Here is an 18,953-nt window from a genome sequence, read left to right on the forward strand (position 1 = left end):
CTCAGATATAGGAGGGAAATAACGTGGCGATTAAGAAATACAAACCAACAAGCAATGGTCGTCGTAATATGACGAGCTTGGTTTACAAAGACGTCATCACTAAGACGACTCCTGAAAAGTCATTGCTTGATTCACAAAGTCACTCTGCCGGCCGTAACAACGCTGGTAAGATGACTGTCCGTCATCGTGGCGGTGGTAACAAGCGTCAATACCGGATCATCGATTTCAAGCGGATTAAGGATGATGTTCCAGCAACGGTTAAGGCTATCGAATACGATCCTAACCGGACTGCTAACATTGCATTATTAGTTTACGCTGATGGTGTTAAGTCATACATCATTGCACCTAAGGGCTTAAAGGTTGGCGCACAAGTTCAATCTGGTCCAGATGCTGATATCAAGATCGGTAATACTTTACCATTGAAGAACATTCCTTTTGGGACTGTCATTCACAACATCGAATTGAAGCCTGGTAAGGGTGGCCAATTGGTCCGTTCTGCTGGTACTTCAGCTCAATTGTTAGGTAAAGCTAACGACGAAAAGTACGTGTTAGTTCGTTTATCTTCCGGTGAAGTTCGGATGATCTTAAACGTTAACCGTGCAACTATCGGTGCCGTAGGTAACGAAGAACACGAATTGGTTAACGTTGGTAAAGCCGGCCGTAACCGTTGGGCTGGTCAACGTCCTCACGTTCGTGGTTCTGTTATGAACCCTAACGATCACCCACATGGTGGTGGTGAAGGTAAAGCACCTGTTGGTTTACCATCTCCTCTTTCTCCATGGGGTAAGAAGACTGTTGGTAAGAAGACACGTTCTAAGAAGAACAAGACTGAGAAGTTCATTGTTCGTCACCGTAAAGGTTCTAAGATGTAATCAACATCCGATACTTCGGATGTACAGAGACCTGGTTGTCATCGGCATTACCGATGCGCCACAAGTAGAGGAGGTTTCATAATGGGTCGTAGTTTGAAAAAAGGACCTTTCGCCGATGCGCACTTACTGAAAAAGGTTGATGCGCAAAAGGATCAAGACAAAAAGGCTGTCATCAAGACCTGGTCCCGTCGGTCTACTATTTTCCCTAGCTTTGTTGGTTTAACTATTGCTGTATATGATGGACGGAAGCACGTACCAGTTTTCGTTCAAGAAGATATGGTAGGCCACAAGCTTGGCGAATTCGTACCAACCCGGACATTCCGTGGTCATGGTGGCGACGACAAGAAAACTCGTTGATAAGGAGGATTTAACAAATGGCTGAACAAGTTACATCAGCGCAAGCAACTGCTAAAACAGTTCGTATTGCAGCTCGCAAAATTCGCCTTGTCATCGATCTTATCCGCGGCAAGAGCGTCGCTGAAGCAATTGCAATTTTAAAGTTCACACCCCGTGGAGCTTCACCGGTTGTGGAAAAAGTTTTAAACTCTGCTATTGCTAACGCAGAAAACAATTTTGATTTAGATCGTCAAGATCTAATCGTTAGCGAAGCCTATGTGAACGAAGGACCAACCCTCAAGCGGTTCCGTCCTCGTGCCAAAGGCTCTGCTTCACCAATCAACAAACGTACGAGTCACATTACGGTTGTTGTATCTGAAAAAGAGGAGGGATAACGCGTGGGTCAAAAAGTAAATCCAACTGGATTACGGGTCGGTATCATTCGCGACTGGGAAGCAAAGTGGTATGCTGAAAAGGATTTCGCTGCTTACCTGAAGGAAGACCTTCAAATCCGTAAATTTATCGAAAAGCGTCTCGTTGACGCATCTGTATCAACTGTTGAGATTGAACGGGCTGCAAACCGCGTCAACATCTCAATCCACACTGCCAAGCCAGGGATGGTTATTGGTAAGGGTGGTTCCGAAGTCGAAAATCTCCGTAAGGAATTGAACGACTTGACTGGCAAGCGTGTCCACATCAACATCGTGGAAATCAAAAAGCCAGACTTGGATGCCAAGTTGGTCGGCGAAAACATTGCTCGTCAATTGGAAGGCCGTGTTGCATTCCGTCGCGCTATGCGTGGAACGATGCAACGGACTATGCGTTCTGGCGCCAAGGGTGTTAAGACGCAAGTTGCTGGTCGTTTAAACGGTGCTGACATGTCCCGTGTCGAAAGCTATGCTGAAGGTACGGTTCCTCTGCACACGTTGCGTGCTGACATTGATTACGCTTGGGTTGAAGCGCACACTACTTATGGTTCTTTAGGTGTTAAAACCTGGATCTACCGTGGTGAAATTCTTCCCGAAAAGAAACAATCTAACGGACAAGGAGGGAAATAAACATGCTGGTACCTAAGCGAGTAAAGTTCCGTCGTGTCCACCGTGGTAAGCTTCGCGGCGAAGCCAAGGGTGGTAAGAGCGTTGCCTTCGGCGATTACGGTTTGCAAGCGTTGGATTCCAAGTGGATCACCAACCGTCAAATCGAAGCTGCCCGTGTGGCAATTACACGTTACATGAAGCGTGGTGGGAAAGTTTGGATTAAAATTTTCCCTCACAAATCCTACACTGCTAAAGGTGTTGGGGTTCGGATGGGTAATGGTAAAGGTACGCCTGATGGCTGGGTAGCCCCAGTTAAGCGCGGTAAGATTATGTTTGAAGTGGGTGGCGTTTCTGAAGAAACTGCCCGCGAAGCATTACGCCTGGCTGCCATGAAACTTCCCGTTCGTACGAAAGTTTTAGCACGAGAGGAAGTAGGTGGCGAATCAAATGAAAATTAAAGAAATCAACGAATTAACCACTGCTGAAATGCTCGATAAAGAAAAGAGCTACAAGGACGAATTATTTAACCTGCGTTTCCAATTAGCTACTGGTCAATTGGAAAACACTGCACGGTTGAAGCAAGTTCGCAAGAACATTGCGCGGATTAAGACCGCTCTTCGCCAACAAGAACTGAACAAGTAGAATACGATAAGAAGGAGGTCACTAATACATGAGTGATGCACGTAATAACCGCAAGGTTTACCGTGGTCGTGTCGTTTCCGACAAAATGGAAAAGACGATCACTGTCGTTGTAGAAACGACGAAGACTGATGCACGATATGGCAAGCGTGTCAAGTACTCCAAGAAGTACAAGGCACATGACGAAAACAACGAAGCCCACACAGGCGACATTGTTGAAATCATGGAAACTCGTCCTCTGTCTGCTACCAAGCGGTTCCGCTTAGTCGACATTGTTGAAAAAGCAGTAATCATTTAGGTGTCGTTTTATCGTATTCTGAATTAGAACTGAAGGGAGGACACTTACAGTGATCCAACAAGAAAGTCGCTTAAAGGTAGCTGATAACTCTGGCGCCCGCGAAATTTTGACCATTAAGGTTCTGGGTGGCTCCAAGCGTCGCTACGCCGGAATTGGTGATGTCATTGTCGCTACTATCAAACAAGCAACACCAGGTGGCGTTGTCAAAAAAGGTGACGTTGTGAAGGCCGTTGTCGTACGTACGAAGTCTCGTGTACGTCGTAACGACGGTTCATACATCAGCTTTGATGAAAATGCTGCAGTGCTGATCAAAGACGATAAGAGCCCACAAGGGACTCGGATCTTCGGACCAGTTGCACGTGAATTACGTGACAACGATTTCATGAAGATTATCTCATTAGCACCCGAAGTACTGTAATTAAGAAACGTTTAACAAGGAGGTGCCCACAGGAATGCTTATTAAAACTGGTGACAAGGTCCGCGTGATCGCTGGCAAAGATAAAGGCAAAGAAGGAACTGTATCTAAGGTCCTGAATGCTAAGAACCGCGTGATCGTTAAAGGTATCAACATGATTAAGAAGCACCAAAAAGCTACTCAATCAAACCCCCAAGGCGGGATCATTGATATCGAAGCGCCAATTCACGCATCCAACGTTATGCTCATCGATCCTTCGAACAACGAACCAACCCGGCTTGGCGTTCGAGTAGAAGATGGTCACAAAGTCCGTTTCGCTAAGAAGTCCGGCGAAACCATCGACAAATAATCTTTGAAAGGAGGAACATAATTTCATGTCAGCTCGTTTAAAAGAAAAATTCGTAAATGAAATTACCCCATCATTGGTGGAAAAGTTCAGTTACAGTTCTGTAATGCAAACGCCGAAGATCGAAAAGATCGTTTTGAACATGGGTGTTGGTGATGCTGTTTCCAACGCTAAGAACCTGGACGAAGCCGTTGAAGAGTTGGGTTTGATTTCTGGTCAAAAGCCATTGGTTACTAAGGCCAAGAAGTCAATCGCCACTTTCCGTCTTCGTGAAGGTATGTCAATCGGTGCTAAGGTTACCCTCCGCGGTGACCGGATGTACGAATTCCTGGACAAGTTAATCAACGTGTCATTGCCACGTGTTCGTGACTTCCGTGGTGTAAGTACCCGGGCCTTTGATGGTCGTGGGAACTACACTCTGGGTGTTAAGGAACAATTGATTTTCCCAGAAATTAACTTTGATAACGTTAACCGTGTTCGTGGTTTGGACATCGTTATCGTTACGACGGCTAACACTGATGAAGAGTCACGTGAATTACTGACTCAATTCGGTATGCCGTTTGCACACTAATAAAAGGAGGTTCACACAAATTGGCTAAGAAATCTCAAATTGCTAAGAACAAGCGTCCTGCGAAGTTCTCTACTCAGAATTATACTCGTTGCGAACGTTGTGGACGTCCACACTCTGTTTATCAAAAGTTCCATCTTTGCCGTATCTGCATGCGGGAATTAGCCCACAAGGGTCAAATTCCTGGCATGAAGAAGGCTAGTTGGTAAAACGGAATTTTAAACAAAGGGAGGGTAAACGTTAATGTCCATGACTGATCCTATTGCAGACTTCTTGACGCGGATTCGTAACGCGAACATGGTTCGCCACGAATCACTCGAAGTACCTGCATCTACAATTAAACGCGACATCGCTGAAATCCTGAAGCGCGAAGGTTTCATCCGCAACGTTGAATACATCGATGATGACAAGCAAGGCATCATCCGCGTATTCCTCAAGTACGGTAAGGATAACCAACGTGTCATCAGTGGTTTAAAGCGTATTTCAAAGCCCGGCTTACGTTCATACGTTAAGGCCGACGCTGTACCAAAGGTATTAAACGGTTTGGGTATCGCTATTATCTCCACCTCTGAAGGTGTAATTACTGATAAAGAAGCGCGCGCCAAGAAAATCGGTGGCGAAGTTCTCGCCTACGTTTGGTAAAACTTTTAAGAAGATAGGAGGTGCCTTACAGTGAGTCGTATTGGTTATAAAACTGTCAACGTCCCAGCCGGCGTTGAAGTTAAACGCGATGGTGATCAAGTAACGGTTAAGGGTCCTAAGGGTTCCTTAACTCGGACTTTCTCTGACTTCATTACGATGAAGATCAGCGACGGTGCAGTTGACTTTGATCGTCCAGATAACAACAACAAGACGCGGGCCCTTCATGGGACTCAGCGGGCTAACTTGAACAACATGGTTGAAGGTGTTGTCAATGGCTTTGCTAAGACCTTGAAGCTGGTCGGTGTTGGTTACCGTGTTCAAGCTAAGGGTAAGACCTTGGTATTGAGCGTTGGTTATTCCAACCCAGTTGAAATGGCTATCCCAGAAACCTTGGAAGTTAAGGTTCCGGATAACACCACTATCAACATTTCCGGTATTAGTAAGCAAGAAGTCGGTGACTTCGCTGCTGAAATCCGTGCCGTTCGTTCACCAGAACCTTACAAGGGTAAAGGTATCCGTTACGAAAACGAATATGTTCGTATCCGCGAAGGTAAAACTGGTAAGTAACATTAACGCAGCTTAATGCTGATAATTCTACAAAGAGGTGACTATTTTGATTACGAAACCAGATAAGAACAAGACACGTCAAAAGCGTCATATGCGTGTCCGGAACAAAATTTCTGGAACTGCAGAACGCCCACGCTTAAACGTTTTCCGCTCTAACAAAAACATCTACGCTCAAGTCATTGATGACGTAGCGGGTGTCACGCTTGTTAGTGCCTCGACGTTAGATAGTGATGTGAATGGTGACAACAAGACTGACCAAGCTAAGGCTGTTGGTGTTTTAGTTGCTAAGCGCGCTGTCGAAAAGAAAATTAGCAATGTTGTGTTTGATCGTGGTGGGTACTTGTACCATGGCCGTGTTCAAGCATTGGCAGAAGCTGCTCGCGAAAACGGGCTGAAATTTTAACAGTAAGGAGGAATAACCACACATGGCAAAATTTATTGATCCTGACAAGTTAGAGCTTGAAGACAACGTTGTTGCTATCAACCGTATCACTAAGGTTGTAAAAGGTGGCCGTCGTCTCCGGTTCTCTGCTCTTGTCATCGTCGGCGATAAGAACGGTCACGTTGGCTTTGGTACTGGTAAAGCTCAAGAAGTTCCAGAAGCTATCCGTAAAGCCGTTGAAGCCGCTCGTAAGAACCTGATCGAAGTACCTATCGTGGGAACGACCATTCCTCACGAAGTTCTCGGTTCATACGGTGGGGGCAAGATTATGCTCAAGCCTGCCGCTGAAGGTTCCGGGGTTACTGCTGGTGGCTCAGTTCGTTCCGTCATGGAATTAGCTGGTGTCGCTGACGTTACTTCCAAGCGTTTAGGTTCTAACACGCCAGTCAACGCTGTCCGGGCCACCTTTGATGGTTTGGCTCAGTTGAAGCGTGCTGAAGAAGTTGCCGCTCTCCGTGGTGTCTCTCTTCAACACTTAGCTGAATAAGGAGGGGTATTAAAATGGCTCAATTAAAAGTTACTTTAATTCATAGTGTTGCTCACCGCCTCCCTAAACAGCGGAAGATTGTGGAAGCTTTAGGTTTACACCGTGTTAACAGCACGGTTTTACAACCAGACAATGAAGCTACCCGCGGTGCGCTTTTCCAAGTTGCACATTTAATTAAGGTTGAAGAAGTTAAATAGTTTTCATATCATTAAATAAGGAGGTGCGCAATAGCATGAAGTTGAATGAATTAAAACCTGCTGAAGGCTCACGGAAGGTTCGTAACCGGGTTGGCCGTGGTGATTCATCTGGTAATGGTAAGACCTCTGGTCGTGGCCAAAAGGGTCAAAAGGCTCGTAGCAAGACTCGTTTGGGTTTTGAAGGTGGCCAAATGCCATTGTACCGTCGGATCCCAAAGCGTGGGTTTACCAACATTAACCGTAAGGAATTTGCTGTCGTAAACTTAGCTGCTTTGAACGTCTTTGATGATGGTGCTGAAGTAACTCCAGCTGCCCTGGTTGAAGCCGGTATCGTTAAAAACGAAAAGTCCGGTGTTAAGATCTTGGGTAACGGTGAGTTAACGAAGAAGTTGACGGTGAAAGCCGCTAAGTTCTCCAAGTCAGCCGCCCAAGCTATCGAGGCTGCTGGTGGTAAAACTGAGGTGATTTAATGCTATCAAGCTTGAAAAACGCCTTTAAGATTAAAGACATTCGTAAAAAAATTCTCTTTACTCTATTGGTTTTGATTGTCTTTCGGTTGGGTACTTATATTACCGTCCCCGGCATTAACGCAAAGGCACTTCAAAGCGTTGCGTCTTCTGGATTGGTTAGTATTTTAGATACCTTCAGTGGTGGTGGGTTAACAAACTATTCCATCTTTGCGATGGGGGTTTCACCATACATCACTGCACAAATCGTTATTCAATTGCTACAAATGGACATCGTTCCACGCTTCGTTGAATGGAGCAAGCAAGGGGATACTGGTCGACGGAAATTGAATCAAGCCACACGATACTTAGCGATTGCTTTAGCATTCGTTCAATCCATCGGTATCACGGCTGGTTTCAGTGCTTTAAGTTCATTGAAACTGGTTCAAAATCCAAGTGTTGCAACGTACTTGTCAATCGGGTTAATCCTGACTGGTGGGACGATGTTAACCACTTGGATGGGTGATATGATTACAGATCGTGGGTTAGGGAACGGGATTTCAATGATTATCTTTGCGGGTATCATTGCTCGGACACCAACTTCTGTTTACAAGCTTTACCAAACTTACTTTGTCGATGCCGATAAGGGAACCTTGTGGAAGAGTGTTATTTTCATCTTAGCTTTAATCGTCTTGGTTTTGGTCATTGTGACCTTTACCACCTGGGTTCAGCAAGCTGAACGACGTGTACCTATGCAATACACGCGTCGGGTATCTGGTTCACCAGATAGTAGCTACCTTCCATTAAAGGTTAACGTTGCCGGGGTTATCCCCGTCATCTTCGCGAGTTCGTTTATTGCTACGCCACAGACTATTCTGATGGCGTTCCAAAACACTCACTCTCAAGATGCTTGGTACCAAACCTTAACGGATGTCTTCAACATGCAAACGTTCGATGGTGCCATTTTGTACACTGTTCTGATCATTGTGTTCACGTTCTTCTATGCGTTCGTACAAGTTAACCCAGAAAAGTTAGCCGAGAACCTGCAAAAGCAGGGGAGCTACATTCCTGGTGTTTGGCCTGGTCACGAAACACAATCTTATGTTTCCAACTTATTGATGCGTCTCAGCACTGTTGGGGCACTCTTCCTTGGATTCATTTCCTTGATTCCGTTATTAGCCCAAAACCTTTGGGACTTAGATGAGTCAATTGGTTTAGGTGGTACCAGCCTCTTAATCGTCGTTGGTGTTGCTATCGAAACCATGCGGCAAGTTGACGGATTAATGATGAAGCGCGAATACGTTGGCTTTATCCAAGATCCAGAACCAGCTTAATGAGTTTCCAGCGGGTGTGTTGATCTATTTAGCACACCTGCTTGTGTTTTTCGGGCAAATTTTCGAATAAGGAGAACGAACATGACAGCAATGAATTTGATCCTCATGGGTTTACCAGGTGCCGGTAAAGGTACCCAAGCCGAAAAGATTATCAAGGAGTTCCACTTACCGCATATTTCTACGGGAGACATCTTCCGTGAAGCGATGAAGAACGAAACTGAAATGGGCTTGGCTGCTAAAAAGTTCATCGATAAAGGTGAACTGGTACCGGACGAAGTGACGAACGGCATTGTTCGTGACCGGTTAGCTCAGGATGATACCAAAGACGGGTTCATGTTGGATGGGTTCCCCCGTTCCATTGTTCAGGCCGAAGCGTTAAATACGTTTGGCCCTGAATTGGATCGGACCATCAACGCCGTGATCAATATTCACGTTGAGCCAGATGTCTTGGTTGAACGCCTTTCTGGTCGTTATATCTGCCGCAACTGTGGGGCAACCTACCATAAGCTGTACAAACAGCCTAAAGTTGAAGGCACTTGTGATGTCTGTGGTAGTCATGACTTCTATCAACGGGAAGACGATAAGCCTGAAACGGTGAAGAACCGGTTGGCAGTGAATTTGAAAGCAAATACACCGCTGATCGAGTACTACACCAAGAAGGACTTATTGTTCACTGTTGATGGTGACCGTGACATCGATGACGTGTACGTCGACATCGAAAAGATCCTGAAGAACCTGTAGGAAGTATCATAGTTCTTGCGTCTTAGTGAGAATTATGGTAAGCTTATTCAGGTTTAGCCTGTAAATGGCGCGCTGTCGCAATTCACAGGTGCTAGGTGGGGGCAAGTTGTTGTCTCTACCGCTTTTACGTGTATTTTACACGCAATTAAAAGGGAGGTACTTTCGTGGCGAAAAGCGATGTCATCGAAGTCGAAGGTAAAGTTACCGAAACATTGCCTAACGCAATGTTCCGGGTCGAATTAGAAAACGGTCATGAGATTCTCGCTCACGTTTCCGGTAAGATTCGGATGCACTACATCCGGATTCTGCCTGGTGACCGAGTAACTGTTGAAATGTCACCGTATGACTTGTCTAAAGGCCGGATTACTTATCGGTTTAAGTAACCGCCTGGACAGATGTAGGAGGGATATTCATGAAAGTAAGACCATCAGTTAAGCCAATGTGCGAACACTGCAAGGTTATCAAGCGTAAGGGTCGAGTAATGGTTATTTGCTCAGCCAACCCTAAGCATAAACAACGCCAGGGTAAGTAATTTCAATTTATAGGAGGTGCACTTAAATGCCACGTATTGCTGGAGTGGATTTACCACGTGATAAGAAAATCGCTTACGGTTTAACTTACATTTTTGGTATTGGTATCAACACCGCGCACAAGATTGTTGCGGATGCTGGAGTATCAGAAGACGTTCGGGTTCGCGATATGACACCTGATCAAGAAGACAAGATTCGTGCCGAAGTTGACAAGTACAAGGTCGAAGGTGACTTACGTCGTGAAGTTAGCCTGAACATCAAGAACTTGCAAGAAATCGGTTCTTATCGTGGAATGCGTCACCGTCGCGGTTTGCCTGTTCGCGGCCAACACACCAAAAACAATGCCCGCACTCGGAAGGGTAAAGCCGTTTCCGTTGCAGGTAAGAAGAAGTAAAGGAGGGTTATCACTTTATGGCTACTAGAAAAACTAGTCGCAAGCGTCGGGTCAAGAAGAATATTGAATCCGGTGTTGCACACATCCATGCTACGTTTAACAACACATTAGTTATGATCACTGACGTTCAAGGGAACGCCATTGCTTGGTCATCAGCTGGTGCCTTAGGGTTCAAGGGTAGTCGGAAGTCAACGCCATTTGCTGCACAAATGGCCGCTGAAGCCGCTGCTAAAGCATCACAAGAACACGGTGTTAAGTCCGTTGAAGTCGCTGTCAAGGGTCCTGGTTCAGGACGTGAAGCTGCTATCCGGGCAATCCAAGCTGCTGGTATCGAAGTTACGGCTATTCGTGACGTTACGCCAGTGCCTCATAATGGTACTCGTCCTCCAAAGCGCCGTCGGGTTTAACGTGAGCGTTTCATTAATGAGGGCAACCTTCATGATGGGATTGACTTATAGGAGCTCAACGCGGTTTGAAAGGGGTAAACGATAAGAATGATTGAATTTGAAAAGCCTAACATTCATAAAATTGACGAAAGTAGCAACTACGGTAAGTTTGTTGTTGAACCGTTGGAACGTGGTTACGGGACAACGCTTGGCAACTCCTTACGTCGGATTCTGCTTTCATCATTACCTGGTGCAGCTGTTACCAGCATTCAAATCGACGGGGTTCTGCATGAGTTTTCGACTGTCGAAGGAGTCGTAGAAGACGTCACGCAAATCATCTTGAACGTTAAGAAGATTGCGTTGAAGTTAAACGGTGCCGACGATCAGGAAGAAACAATGGAGATCAACGTTAAGGGACCTGCTCAAATCACCGCTGGTGATATTGTTGCTGGTGCCGACGTTGACGTTTTGAACCCAGATCTGTACATTGCTACAGTTGCAGATGGGGCAACGTTCCACATGCGAATGACTGCAGACAAGGGCCGGGGATATGTCTCTGCTGACGAGAACAAAACTCGTAACACAGATATGCCAATTGGTGTCTTAGCTGTGGATTCCATTTACACCCCAATCGAACGGGTTAACTACCAAGTAGAGAATGCACGGGTTGGCCAACGGGCTGACTATGATAAATTGACCCTGGATGTTTGGACGAATGGTTCAATTAATCCAAGCGAAGCCATTGCTCTGGCTGCAAAGATCTTGACCGAACATTTGGCTATGTTTGTCGACCTGACTGACGAAGCTAAGAATGCGGAAATCATGGTTGAAAAGGAAGAAACTCACAAGGAAAAGATGCTTGAGATGACCATCGAAGAGCTCGACTTGTCCGTTCGTTCTTACAACTGCTTGAAGCGTGCTGGTATCAACACGGTTCAAGAATTGAACAACAAGACTGAAGCAGACATGATGAAGGTTCGTAACTTGGGTCGCAAGTCCCTTGAAGAAGTTAAGGCTAAGTTAGCTGACTTAGGTTTGTCACTTCGGAAGGAAGACTAATTTTAGACACTCAAAGGAGGGTTTCTGGTTATGAGTTACCGTAAATTACAACGGACTAGTTCTCAACGTCGTGCCTTATTACGCGATTTGACCACTAGTTTAATCTTGAACGGCCGCATCGAAACGACCGAAGCACGCGCTAAGGAAGTTCGCAAGACGGCTGACCAAATGATTACCTTGGGTAAGCAAGGCGACTTACACGCTCGTCGTCAAGCCGCTGCTTTCATCCGTAACGTTGTTGCAGATGTTAAAGAAGATGGCGACGATGTCGTTGTCACTAGTGCTTTACAAAAGGTATTTAGCGAATTGGCACCTAAGTACGCTGATCGTAACGGTGGTTACACGCGTATCTTGAAGACGATGCCTCGTCGCGGTGATGGCGCTGCTATGGCCATCTTGGAATTTGTTGACTAGTTTTAGTTAGACAATTCAAGGAGTGATCACGTCCTTAAACGTGGTGAATCGGTACAAATTAATCACTAGAACCATGTGGTATAGAGCGCTACGATGATGGGGAATTCTTTCCGAGTCTAGCTTGAATGGGGGCATATGCCTCAGCGCCGCTGGTTTGTTAGTGATTTTTTTTGTGCCGATTTTTTGCGTTCTCGGGATTTCTTAGCGCGTGGTGACGGAGGCTTTCACAATCTGGTAACAAAACTGGCGGAACACTTCGGTATTGTCCAAAACTTTGATATAATTAGCGGTGACTTTTTCACTAGGAGAATTAATAACGCGGATGGCAAATATCATTGAAGTGAAGCATCTTTCATATAAATATGGCGAAGAACAACAGCCGGCGTTAAAGGACGTTAGCTTCGACGTACACGCCGGTGAATGGTTAGCCATTGTCGGACACAACGGTAGTGGCAAATCGACCTTAGCGAAGTCCCTAGACGGTTTATTGCCATTCACTGAAGGTACCGTCACCGTGGATGGCGTTCAACTCACACCAGAAACCGTTTGGGACGTGCGCAGCAAGATTGGCATGATTTTTCAAAATCCTGACAATCAGTTCGTTGGTGCAACCGTTGAGGATGATGTTGCCTTCGGCCTGGAAAACCGTCGGACGCCACGTTCTGCAATGCTGCCCCGGGTTAAGGCGGCACTCGCTGAGGTTGGTATGGCTGCCTTTGCACAACGAGAGCCTAGCTCACTGTCTGGTGGGCAGAAGCAACGGGTAGCATTAGCAGGTATCGTGGCCATTGCGCCGGAAATTTTGATTTTGGACGAAGCAACCAGCATGTTGGATCCCCAGGGACGAAGTGACATGTTGGCGTTGGTACGTCAGCTACGGGAACGTCAGCATTTAACGGTTATTTCTATCACGCACGATATTGACGAAGCGGCCGGTGCTGACCGTATTTTAGTGATTGACGATGGGCAACTGATTGAAGAGGCACAGCCGGCGACAATTTTTGCGCGGGGAGAAGGTCTCGTTGAGATGGGGCTTGATCTACCGTTTACGGCTAAATTAAAACAGGCCTTGCAACAGCGCGGTATCACCCCGCCAGCGGGATATCAAACGACGGCGGAAATGGAGGAATGGTTGTGGCAATCTCTTTCGAACACGTAACCTATACGTACCAGGCTGGCACACCCATGGCCCACACCGCCATCGAGGATGTGTCCTTCTCGGTGCCTGATCACGGCTATCTCGCCATCATTGGGCATACCGGGAGTGGCAAATCGACGTTGATTCAGCAGTTGAATGCGTTGTTTAAACCCACTGCCGGAGAGATTCACGTGGATGATTTCACCGTGACACCGAGCACGACTAACGCGGACCTCAAGCCGCTGCGGCAACACGTGGGTATGGTGTTTCAGTTTCCCGAAAGCCAGTTGTTTGAGGAGACCATTCGCAAGGATATTGCCTTCGGTCCCCAAAACTTTGGCATGAGTGAGACGGACGCCAATGCGTTGGCCGATGAAATGTTAACCACGGTGGGGCTCGATGTGAGTTATGCCGAGCGGTCGCCATTTGAACTTTCTGGTGGACAGATGCGCCGGGTCGCCATTGCCGGTGTTTTGGCGATGCGGCCGCAAGTGTTGGTGTTAGATGAGCCAACTGCGGGACTCGATCCTCAGGGACGGCAGGCGATGATGGCGTTGTTTGAGCGACTTCACCGGGAGCAGGGGCTAACGATTGTGTTGGTCACCCATCAGATGGAGGATGTCGCGCAGTACGCCGAGCAGGTCGCTGTCATGCGTGATGGCAAGCTTGTGAAGTATGGCCAACCACGGGCGGTCTTTGCGGATCCCGACTGGCTCCGGGCCAACCAATTGGATGTTCCCCGAGCGGCCCAGTTTGCGCAACGTTTGGCTCAGCGAGGGGTAACTTGGGAACACTTACCGTTGACCGCCGAGCAGTTAGCCGATCAGATTGCGGCACGGTGGCCAGCAAAGGGGGCCGACCATGTCTAAATTTATTTTTGGGCGGTATTTGCCGTTAAATTCGGTCGTTCATCGGCTGGATCCCCGAGCGAAGCTGATGCTGAGTTTCTGCTATATCATTTTAGTTTTCCTCGCGAACAATCCCCTGAGTTATGCCATTCTAATTGCGCTGACGATTGGGTCGATCCTCGCGTCTAAAATTAGTTTAGGTTTCTTCTTGCGGGGGATTCGGCCACTACTGTGGTTGATCGTCTTTACCGTCGTTTTACAGCTATTGTTCAGTCCTGTCGGCGGCCAGACGTACTTCCACTGGGCCTTTATTAATGTGACCCAGTTTGGCCTGGTCAATGCGGGATTTATTTTTATTCGGTTTTTGCTCATTATTATGATGTCGACCTTGCTGACGTTATCGACGCAGCCCCTGGATATTGCGACCGGACTGGCTTCTCTGATGAAACCCTTACGGTGGATTCGGGTGCCCGTCGATACGTTAGCCATGATGCTGTCAATTGCGCTACGGTTCGTGCCGACGCTGATGGACGAGGCTGAGAAGATTATGAATGCGCAGCGCGCCCGGGGCGTGGACTTTGGTGAGGGTGGTCTATTTAAACAGGCCAAGTCCCTGATTCCATTGATGGTCCCCCTGTTTATGAGTGCCTTTAACCGGGCCGAAGATCTCTCAACGGCGATGGAAGCGCGGGGATATCAGGACAGCGAGCACCGCACGCAGTATCGTATTTTAACGTGGCAGAAGCGAGATACAATCACGTGGTTATTATTTTTACTTGGATTTGCGGCGATTCTCGCTTGTCGTCGTTGGTAGGAGGATCTGATGCAACGTTATAAAGTAACTTTTATGTATGATGGGACTGACTTCGCTGGTTTCCAGCGGCAGCCACACAAACGCACGGTGGAGAGCGTGCTGACGAAGGTCATCAATAAAATGGCCAAGAATCCCACACCCGCCATTGTCATCTACGGGTCAGGGCGGACCGACGCTGGGGTCCATGCCTTGGCGCAGGTGGCCCATTTCGACTTTCCCTTTGACATTCCCGCGGAAAACATGCGCAAGGGCTTAAACAGCATGTTACCGATGGATATGGAGGTCACCAAGGTCGAGTTGGCCGCACCAGACTTCCATGCCCGTTACAATGTCTCGGGCAAGCGGTATCTTTACCGGATGGACATGGGGGAGTTCCGCAACCCATTCAAACGCAATTACACCGGCCAATGGAAGTTTCCCGTTGACTTGGAAAAAATTAAGCTTGCCTTGGCAGATCTAACTGGGGAGCATGATTTTACCAGTTTTGTGGCCTCTGGAGCGCAGACCCGAACCTTTGTCCGGACCATTTACGAGGCCACTTGCCACATCGACCAGGCCAACAATGAATTAGTCTTTGAATTTTATGGCAATGGCTTCATGTACAATCAGGTCCGGATCATGGTCGGTGTCCTGGTCGAAATCGGCTCCGGGACGCGGCCTGTGCATGATATTTTACGCTTGTACGAAGTCAAGGACCGCAAGCAGGCTCGGCGAACGGTCCCCGCGGCTGGACTATATTTGAAACACGTGTATTATCAAGGAGAGGACCCGGCGCATCCGACGAAATTACCCCAACATCAGCGGTAAATTTCGTTCGGGGGACAAACAATCATTGACTTTATGGGTAAAACTTTGTATTATGGTTGTTGGTATTGTTTGCCCCACGATAAGCCCCGGAAAGTTTACTTGGTGTCAGACAAACACAGATTTATGGAGGAATTTAACGTGCGTACAACTTATATTGCAAAACCTAGCGACATTGATCGCAAATGGTACATTGTCGACGCAACCGACGTTAGTTTAGGTCGGCTTGCTTCAGTCGTTGCATCTGTATTACGTGGTAAGAACAAGCCAACGTTCACCCCTAACGTGGACACTGGTGATAACGTAATCATCATCAACGCTAGCAAAGTCGCTTTAACTGGCCGTAAGGCTACCGACAAGATTTACTATCACCACACTGGTTTTCCTGGTGGCTTAAAGTCACGGACTGCCGGTAACTTCCGGGCCGAAAACCCAGAAAAGTTGATCGAAACTTCTGTACAAGGCATGCTTCCTAAGAACTCCTTAGGTCACCAAATGGCATTGAAGCTTCACGTGTACGCTGGTGAAGACCACAAGCACGAAGCACAAAAGCCAGAAGTATTAGACATTACTAACCTTATCTAAGGAGGAAAACCAAATTGGCACAAGTTCAATATCGCGGCACTGGCCGTCGTAAAAACTCCTCTGCTCGTGTACGTTTAGTACCCGGCTCAGGCAAAATTGTTATGAACAACAAGGCAATCGAAGATTACATTCCATTCGCAAGTATTCGTGAAGTTGTCTTACAACCATTCAACGTTACGGAAACGCTCGGTAACTATGATGCATTAGTTACTGTTCGTGGTGGTGGGTTCTCCGGTCAAGCCGGCGCAACTCGTCATGGGATCGCTCGGGCATTGCTCGAAGTTGACCCAGATTTCCGTGGTCCATTGAAGCGTGCGGGTCTCTTGACTCGTGACGCTCGTATGAAGGAACGGAAGAAGCCAGGTCTGAAGAAGGCACGTAAGGCTTCACAATTCTCAAAGCGTTAATATTTCGATATTTTCGATTTGGAAATCCTCACCATTCAGTTGGTGGGGATTTTTTTGTGCAATGCAGTCAACCGTTCGGGAGGTCAGTAGCCTGACTGGAAATGGGTATTGTTTTCCCCGCGTGATTGTCTTAAGCTGGAGAGAATAGCGAATAGGAATGAGAAATCATGGAAAAAATTACGCATTCAAGATTATTTGATACATTGTCAAAAAAGATGGTGTGGGGGTTCATCTTCCTGATTACGATTGGCACAGCGCTACTGAGTCTGCCTATCGCCACCAACGGGATGCGCGGCACCGCCTTTATTAATACCTTATTTACGGCGACCTCGGCCACCTGTATTACGGGACTCACGGTCGTCAACACGGCCGAACACTGGTCTTTTTTTGGTCAGGTGGTCATTTTGGGCCTGTCCGAAATTGGGGCCTTGGGGTACATGACCTTTGCCGTGCTCCTCTTTAACATCATTCGGCGCAACCTCGACCTGTCGACACAGCTGATGGTGAAGGAATCCCTGAATTTGGAAAATCTGAGCGATACCAAGAGCGTCATGAGATACGTTGTCGGCCTCTCTGCGCTCTTTCAACTCGGGGGCGCGTGTTTACTCACGTTCGACTTTATTCCGCGTTACGGGTGGAAACGGGGCCTGTATGCGTCGGTCTACCATGCGGTAATGTCGTTTTGTAACGCCGGGTTCGATATTTTCGGGAACAGTCTAATGGGTTTTCGCGATGACTCCTACCTCCTGATTGTGACGATCATTCTGATTATTGGTGGGGGACTGGGCTTCTTAGTTTGGCGGGACCTCTTGCTGTACCATGAGCGCAAACGCCTGAGCCTGAACTCGAAGTTGACGCTGGTCACGACCGGGACGCTGTTCGTCGTCGGGTTTGTTTTATTGCTGATTACAGAGCGGGACCTCTCGTTGCTGCCGAAGAACACGTCCTGGTTCAATCGGACGGTCAACACGCTATTTCTCAGTGTGACGCCGCGGACGGCGGGGTTGATCACCTTGCCAACCAATGACCTGCAGTCCGGGAGTATTTTCTTGATCATGATTCTGATGTTTGTTGGTGGGACGCCCGGATCGACTGCCGGGGGAATCAAGACCACCACGTTTGGGGTCTTGATGCTCCAAAGCATTGCGCAGTTACGAGGCAAGAAGGACGTTGAGTTTAGTCGTCGGCGCTTCAGTCAAACCAACATCAGCCGGGCACTGTTACTGGTCTTCTTGGCCAGTGTTGTGATTGTCGTGGCCACGCTGATTTTGACGCAGACGGAGAAGATTCCGCGCGGCTTTGGGCTCGAATACATCGTGTTTGAAGTGTTGTCGGCGTTTGGGACCGTGGGGCTGAGCTTGGGCTTGACCCCGCATCTCACGGTAATCGGCAAACTGGTGATTATGATACTGATGTTTGTCGGTCGGGTCGGCATTTTCACGTCGCTGTACTCGCTGTCTAAACGGCAGACCAAGGTCAACCAGATTCGTTATCCAGAAGAAAACATTTTAATTGGTTAGGAAGGTGTTACCATGACAAAGAAAAGTTTTGCGGTCCTGGGGCTCGGCCGGTTCGGTCAGAGTGTCGTGCAAACACTGGTGGAGGCCCATCAGGACGTGCTCGCGGTGGACGTTCGTGAGGCCCCGGTCAACGAAATGATGGACATTGCCACGCAGACCCTGATTGCGGATACGCGCGATGAGGACGTTTTGCGCGGGCTGAACATCGACACCTTTGATTACGTCATCGTCGGCATCGGCAATAACATGGAGGCCAGCATCTTGACGACCATGTTGACCAAGGAACTCGGCGCCCAGAAGGTGATTGCCAAGGCCGAAACCAGCGACCATGGCCGTGTGTTAAAGCGTGTGGGGGCAGATCAGGTGATTTTCCCCGAGCGCGACATGGGGCACAGCATCGTCCGCAAACTCCTGTCGAATCACATTTTAAACTTCATTGACCTGAGTGATGAATACACGTTGGCCGAAGTCGTGATCACCGACCCGAACTTTGTGAATCAGGATCTGGTCAAACTGAACCTGCGGCAACGCTTTGATTTGACCGTGATTGCGATTCAACACGGTCACGCCATCAACATTTCCCCGCAGCCCACGGATATCGTGCAGTTACATGACGTGCTGACGGTCGTTGGGCCCATTGCCAACGTTGAGAAATTAGATGAGACGTTAAAAAAATAGCCTTATATA

The 18,953-nt window shown here is 47.6% G+C and carries 33 protein-coding genes; all 33 read left to right on the plus strand.

Annotated elements, in window-relative coordinates; translation table 11 throughout:
- The first annotated feature begins 23 nt into the window (after window positions 1-23).
- The 33 genes from rplB (at window position 24) to ACEPST_RS10280 (ending at window position 18,944) form a co-directional block, all read left to right on the plus strand.
- Window positions 24-872: a 50S ribosomal protein L2 gene (gene rplB / locus ACEPST_RS10120; protein WP_203646245.1), complete on the plus strand. Its 849-nt coding sequence runs from the start codon at window positions 24-26 to the stop codon at window positions 870-872.
- Between the two features lie 81 nt (window positions 873-953).
- On the plus strand, window positions 954-1,229 hold the full coding sequence (gene rpsS, locus ACEPST_RS10125) for a 30S ribosomal protein S19 (protein WP_203646247.1): 276 nt from the start codon (window positions 954-956) through the stop codon (window positions 1,227-1,229).
- Between the two features lie 17 nt (window positions 1,230-1,246).
- Window positions 1,247-1,603, plus strand: coding sequence for a 50S ribosomal protein L22 (gene rplV / locus ACEPST_RS10130; RefSeq protein ID WP_125765154.1), 357 nt, complete (start codon window positions 1,247-1,249; stop codon window positions 1,601-1,603).
- A gap of 3 nt (window positions 1,604-1,606) precedes the next feature.
- Window positions 1,607-2,266, plus strand: a complete 660-nt coding sequence (gene rpsC, locus ACEPST_RS10135; protein WP_125582378.1) for a 30S ribosomal protein S3 — start codon at window positions 1,607-1,609, stop codon at window positions 2,264-2,266.
- Window positions 2,267-2,268: 2 nt separating this feature from the next.
- The gene (rplP, locus tag ACEPST_RS10140; protein WP_125765153.1) at window positions 2,269-2,703 is read left to right on the plus strand and encodes a 50S ribosomal protein L16; all 435 of its coding nucleotides are present in this window, start codon (window positions 2,269-2,271) and stop codon (window positions 2,701-2,703) included.
- On the plus strand, window positions 2,693-2,887 hold the full coding sequence (gene rpmC / locus ACEPST_RS10145) for a 50S ribosomal protein L29 (protein ID WP_125582382.1): 195 nt from the start codon (window positions 2,693-2,695) through the stop codon (window positions 2,885-2,887). The genes rplP and rpmC overlap by 11 nt, the downstream gene beginning before the upstream one ends.
- 28 nt (window positions 2,888-2,915) lie before the next feature.
- Entirely contained in the window at window positions 2,916-3,182 is a 267-nt protein-coding gene (gene rpsQ / locus ACEPST_RS10150; protein WP_048735510.1) for a 30S ribosomal protein S17, read from the plus strand.
- Window positions 3,183-3,231: 49 nt separating this feature from the next.
- Window positions 3,232-3,600, plus strand: a complete 369-nt coding sequence (gene rplN / locus ACEPST_RS10155) for a 50S ribosomal protein L14 (protein WP_048735513.1) — start codon at window positions 3,232-3,234, stop codon at window positions 3,598-3,600.
- A 34-nt stretch (window positions 3,601-3,634) separates the two neighbouring features.
- A complete protein-coding gene (gene rplX, locus ACEPST_RS10160; RefSeq protein WP_125582384.1) occupies window positions 3,635-3,946 on the plus strand; it encodes a 50S ribosomal protein L24 in 312 nt (103 codons plus the stop codon).
- 25 nt (window positions 3,947-3,971) lie between these two features.
- Window positions 3,972-4,514 (plus strand): 50S ribosomal protein L5, encoded by a 543-nt coding sequence (gene rplE, locus ACEPST_RS10165; RefSeq protein ID WP_125765152.1) that lies wholly within the window; start codon window positions 3,972-3,974, stop codon window positions 4,512-4,514.
- A gap of 20 nt (window positions 4,515-4,534) precedes the next feature.
- Complete coding sequence (locus ACEPST_RS10170; RefSeq protein ID WP_082153261.1) at window positions 4,535-4,720, plus strand: type Z 30S ribosomal protein S14; 186 nt, start codon at window positions 4,535-4,537, stop codon at window positions 4,718-4,720.
- A 34-nt stretch (window positions 4,721-4,754) separates the two neighbouring features.
- Entirely contained in the window at window positions 4,755-5,153 is a 399-nt protein-coding gene (rpsH, locus tag ACEPST_RS10175; RefSeq protein ID WP_048735521.1) for a 30S ribosomal protein S8, read from the plus strand.
- Between the two features lie 30 nt (window positions 5,154-5,183).
- Entirely contained in the window at window positions 5,184-5,720 is a 537-nt protein-coding gene (gene rplF / locus ACEPST_RS10180; protein ID WP_203637443.1) for a 50S ribosomal protein L6, read from the plus strand.
- A gap of 37 nt (window positions 5,721-5,757) precedes the next feature.
- On the plus strand, window positions 5,758-6,123 hold the full coding sequence (gene rplR, locus ACEPST_RS10185) for a 50S ribosomal protein L18 (RefSeq protein WP_275404329.1): 366 nt from the start codon (window positions 5,758-5,760) through the stop codon (window positions 6,121-6,123).
- Window positions 6,124-6,145: 22 nt separating this feature from the next.
- Window positions 6,146-6,649, plus strand: coding sequence for a 30S ribosomal protein S5 (rpsE, locus tag ACEPST_RS10190; protein ID WP_125765150.1), 504 nt, complete (start codon window positions 6,146-6,148; stop codon window positions 6,647-6,649).
- Between the two features lie 14 nt (window positions 6,650-6,663).
- Window positions 6,664-6,846 (plus strand): 50S ribosomal protein L30, encoded by a 183-nt coding sequence (gene rpmD / locus ACEPST_RS10195; RefSeq protein WP_125765149.1) that lies wholly within the window; start codon window positions 6,664-6,666, stop codon window positions 6,844-6,846.
- A 35-nt stretch (window positions 6,847-6,881) separates the two neighbouring features.
- Complete coding sequence (gene rplO, locus ACEPST_RS10200; RefSeq protein WP_203637442.1) at window positions 6,882-7,316, plus strand: 50S ribosomal protein L15; 435 nt, start codon at window positions 6,882-6,884, stop codon at window positions 7,314-7,316.
- Entirely contained in the window at window positions 7,316-8,626 is a 1,311-nt protein-coding gene (gene secY, locus ACEPST_RS10205; protein ID WP_203646256.1) for a preprotein translocase subunit SecY, read from the plus strand. The genes rplO and secY overlap by 1 nt, the downstream gene beginning before the upstream one ends.
- A gap of 90 nt (window positions 8,627-8,716) precedes the next feature.
- The gene (locus ACEPST_RS10210; RefSeq protein WP_308439862.1) at window positions 8,717-9,367 is read left to right on the plus strand and encodes an adenylate kinase; all 651 of its coding nucleotides are present in this window, start codon (window positions 8,717-8,719) and stop codon (window positions 9,365-9,367) included.
- A 164-nt stretch (window positions 9,368-9,531) separates the two neighbouring features.
- Window positions 9,532-9,750 carry a translation initiation factor IF-1 gene (gene infA, locus ACEPST_RS10215; protein ID WP_011668477.1) on the plus strand — a complete coding sequence of 73 codons (219 nt, stop codon included), beginning with the start codon at window positions 9,532-9,534 and terminating at the stop codon, window positions 9,748-9,750.
- A gap of 29 nt (window positions 9,751-9,779) precedes the next feature.
- Entirely contained in the window at window positions 9,780-9,899 is a 120-nt protein-coding gene (rpmJ, locus tag ACEPST_RS10220) for a 50S ribosomal protein L36 (protein ID WP_011668476.1), read from the plus strand.
- Window positions 9,900-9,925: 26 nt separating this feature from the next.
- The gene (gene rpsM / locus ACEPST_RS10225) at window positions 9,926-10,291 is read left to right on the plus strand and encodes a 30S ribosomal protein S13 (RefSeq protein WP_125765145.1); all 366 of its coding nucleotides are present in this window, start codon (window positions 9,926-9,928) and stop codon (window positions 10,289-10,291) included.
- A 17-nt stretch (window positions 10,292-10,308) separates the two neighbouring features.
- Entirely contained in the window at window positions 10,309-10,698 is a 390-nt protein-coding gene (rpsK, locus tag ACEPST_RS10230; protein WP_125574870.1) for a 30S ribosomal protein S11, read from the plus strand.
- Between the two features lie 87 nt (window positions 10,699-10,785).
- Window positions 10,786-11,736, plus strand: coding sequence for a DNA-directed RNA polymerase subunit alpha (locus tag ACEPST_RS10235; RefSeq protein ID WP_125765144.1), 951 nt, complete (start codon window positions 10,786-10,788; stop codon window positions 11,734-11,736).
- Window positions 11,737-11,766: 30 nt separating this feature from the next.
- Window positions 11,767-12,150, plus strand: a complete 384-nt coding sequence (rplQ, locus tag ACEPST_RS10240) for a 50S ribosomal protein L17 (RefSeq protein WP_020090123.1) — start codon at window positions 11,767-11,769, stop codon at window positions 12,148-12,150.
- A gap of 322 nt (window positions 12,151-12,472) precedes the next feature.
- On the plus strand, window positions 12,473-13,309 hold the full coding sequence (locus ACEPST_RS10245; RefSeq protein WP_204121047.1) for an energy-coupling factor ABC transporter ATP-binding protein: 837 nt from the start codon (window positions 12,473-12,475) through the stop codon (window positions 13,307-13,309).
- Complete coding sequence (locus ACEPST_RS10250; protein ID WP_204121046.1) at window positions 13,285-14,157, plus strand: energy-coupling factor ABC transporter ATP-binding protein; 873 nt, start codon at window positions 13,285-13,287, stop codon at window positions 14,155-14,157. The genes ACEPST_RS10245 and ACEPST_RS10250 overlap by 25 nt, the downstream gene beginning before the upstream one ends.
- Window positions 14,150-14,950, plus strand: coding sequence for an energy-coupling factor transporter transmembrane component T family protein (locus ACEPST_RS10255; protein WP_203646264.1), 801 nt, complete (start codon window positions 14,150-14,152; stop codon window positions 14,948-14,950). The genes ACEPST_RS10250 and ACEPST_RS10255 overlap by 8 nt, the downstream gene beginning before the upstream one ends.
- A gap of 9 nt (window positions 14,951-14,959) precedes the next feature.
- Entirely contained in the window at window positions 14,960-15,757 is a 798-nt protein-coding gene (gene truA / locus ACEPST_RS10260) for a tRNA pseudouridine(38-40) synthase TruA (RefSeq protein ID WP_203646266.1), read from the plus strand.
- 138 nt (window positions 15,758-15,895) lie between these two features.
- On the plus strand, window positions 15,896-16,339 hold the full coding sequence (gene rplM / locus ACEPST_RS10265; RefSeq protein ID WP_125765139.1) for a 50S ribosomal protein L13: 444 nt from the start codon (window positions 15,896-15,898) through the stop codon (window positions 16,337-16,339).
- 14 nt (window positions 16,340-16,353) lie between these two features.
- On the plus strand, window positions 16,354-16,746 hold the full coding sequence (gene rpsI / locus ACEPST_RS10270) for a 30S ribosomal protein S9 (protein ID WP_011668466.1): 393 nt from the start codon (window positions 16,354-16,356) through the stop codon (window positions 16,744-16,746).
- 167 nt (window positions 16,747-16,913) lie between these two features.
- A complete protein-coding gene (locus ACEPST_RS10275) occupies window positions 16,914-18,266 on the plus strand; it encodes a TrkH family potassium uptake protein (RefSeq protein ID WP_204121045.1) in 1,353 nt (450 codons plus the stop codon).
- Window positions 18,267-18,278: 12 nt separating this feature from the next.
- On the plus strand, window positions 18,279-18,944 hold the full coding sequence (locus ACEPST_RS10280; protein ID WP_125765137.1) for a potassium channel family protein: 666 nt from the start codon (window positions 18,279-18,281) through the stop codon (window positions 18,942-18,944).
- Window positions 18,945-18,953: the final 9 nt, after the last annotated feature.

The organism is Levilactobacillus sp. FUA 3915 (assembly GCF_044053135.1).
GTDB classification, from domain to species: domain Bacteria; phylum Bacillota; class Bacilli; order Lactobacillales; family Lactobacillaceae; genus Levilactobacillus; species Levilactobacillus lanxiensis.

Bases quoted from the DNA above. Each gene is read 5' to 3' on its own strand.
- rpsQ (WP_048735510.1), top strand. From the start codon at position 2,916: ATGAGTGATGCACGTAATAACCGCAAGGTTTACCGTGGTCGTGTCGTT.
- rplV (WP_125765154.1), top strand. From the start codon at position 1,247: ATGGCTGAACAAGTTACATCAGCGCAAGCAACTGCTAAAACAGTTCGT.
- ACEPST_RS10255 (WP_203646264.1), top strand. From the start codon at position 14,150: ATGTCTAAATTTATTTTTGGGCGGTATTTGCCGTTAAATTCGGTCGTT.
- rpsS (WP_203646247.1), top strand. From the start codon at position 954: ATGGGTCGTAGTTTGAAAAAAGGACCTTTCGCCGATGCGCACTTACTG.
- rpmC (WP_125582382.1), top strand. From the start codon at position 2,693: ATGAAAATTAAAGAAATCAACGAATTAACCACTGCTGAAATGCTCGAT.
- rplE (WP_125765152.1), top strand. From the start codon at position 3,972: ATGTCAGCTCGTTTAAAAGAAAAATTCGTAAATGAAATTACCCCATCA.
- ACEPST_RS10275 (WP_204121045.1), top strand. From the start codon at position 16,914: ATGGAAAAAATTACGCATTCAAGATTATTTGATACATTGTCAAAAAAG.
- ACEPST_RS10245 (WP_204121047.1), top strand. From the start codon at position 12,473: ATGGCAAATATCATTGAAGTGAAGCATCTTTCATATAAATATGGCGAA.
- rpmD (WP_125765149.1), top strand. From the start codon at position 6,664: ATGGCTCAATTAAAAGTTACTTTAATTCATAGTGTTGCTCACCGCCTC.
- rpsK (WP_125574870.1), top strand. From the start codon at position 10,309: ATGGCTACTAGAAAAACTAGTCGCAAGCGTCGGGTCAAGAAGAATATT.
- rpsE (WP_125765150.1), top strand. From the start codon at position 6,146: ATGGCAAAATTTATTGATCCTGACAAGTTAGAGCTTGAAGACAACGTT.
- rpmJ (WP_011668476.1), top strand. From the start codon at position 9,780: ATGAAAGTAAGACCATCAGTTAAGCCAATGTGCGAACACTGCAAGGTT.
- secY (WP_203646256.1), top strand. From the start codon at position 7,316: ATGCTATCAAGCTTGAAAAACGCCTTTAAGATTAAAGACATTCGTAAA.
- ACEPST_RS10235 (WP_125765144.1), top strand. From the start codon at position 10,786: ATGATTGAATTTGAAAAGCCTAACATTCATAAAATTGACGAAAGTAGC.
- rplX (WP_125582384.1), top strand. From the start codon at position 3,635: ATGCTTATTAAAACTGGTGACAAGGTCCGCGTGATCGCTGGCAAAGAT.
- rpsM (WP_125765145.1), top strand. From the start codon at position 9,926: ATGCCACGTATTGCTGGAGTGGATTTACCACGTGATAAGAAAATCGCT.
- rplQ (WP_020090123.1), top strand. From the start codon at position 11,767: ATGAGTTACCGTAAATTACAACGGACTAGTTCTCAACGTCGTGCCTTA.
- ACEPST_RS10280 (WP_125765137.1), top strand. From the start codon at position 18,279: ATGACAAAGAAAAGTTTTGCGGTCCTGGGGCTCGGCCGGTTCGGTCAG.
- truA (WP_203646266.1), top strand. From the start codon at position 14,960: ATGCAACGTTATAAAGTAACTTTTATGTATGATGGGACTGACTTCGCT.
- ACEPST_RS10210 (WP_308439862.1), top strand. From the start codon at position 8,717: ATGAATTTGATCCTCATGGGTTTACCAGGTGCCGGTAAAGGTACCCAA.
- rpsH (WP_048735521.1), top strand. From the start codon at position 4,755: ATGTCCATGACTGATCCTATTGCAGACTTCTTGACGCGGATTCGTAAC.
- rplO (WP_203637442.1), top strand. From the start codon at position 6,882: ATGAAGTTGAATGAATTAAAACCTGCTGAAGGCTCACGGAAGGTTCGT.
- rplP (WP_125765153.1), top strand. From the start codon at position 2,269: ATGCTGGTACCTAAGCGAGTAAAGTTCCGTCGTGTCCACCGTGGTAAG.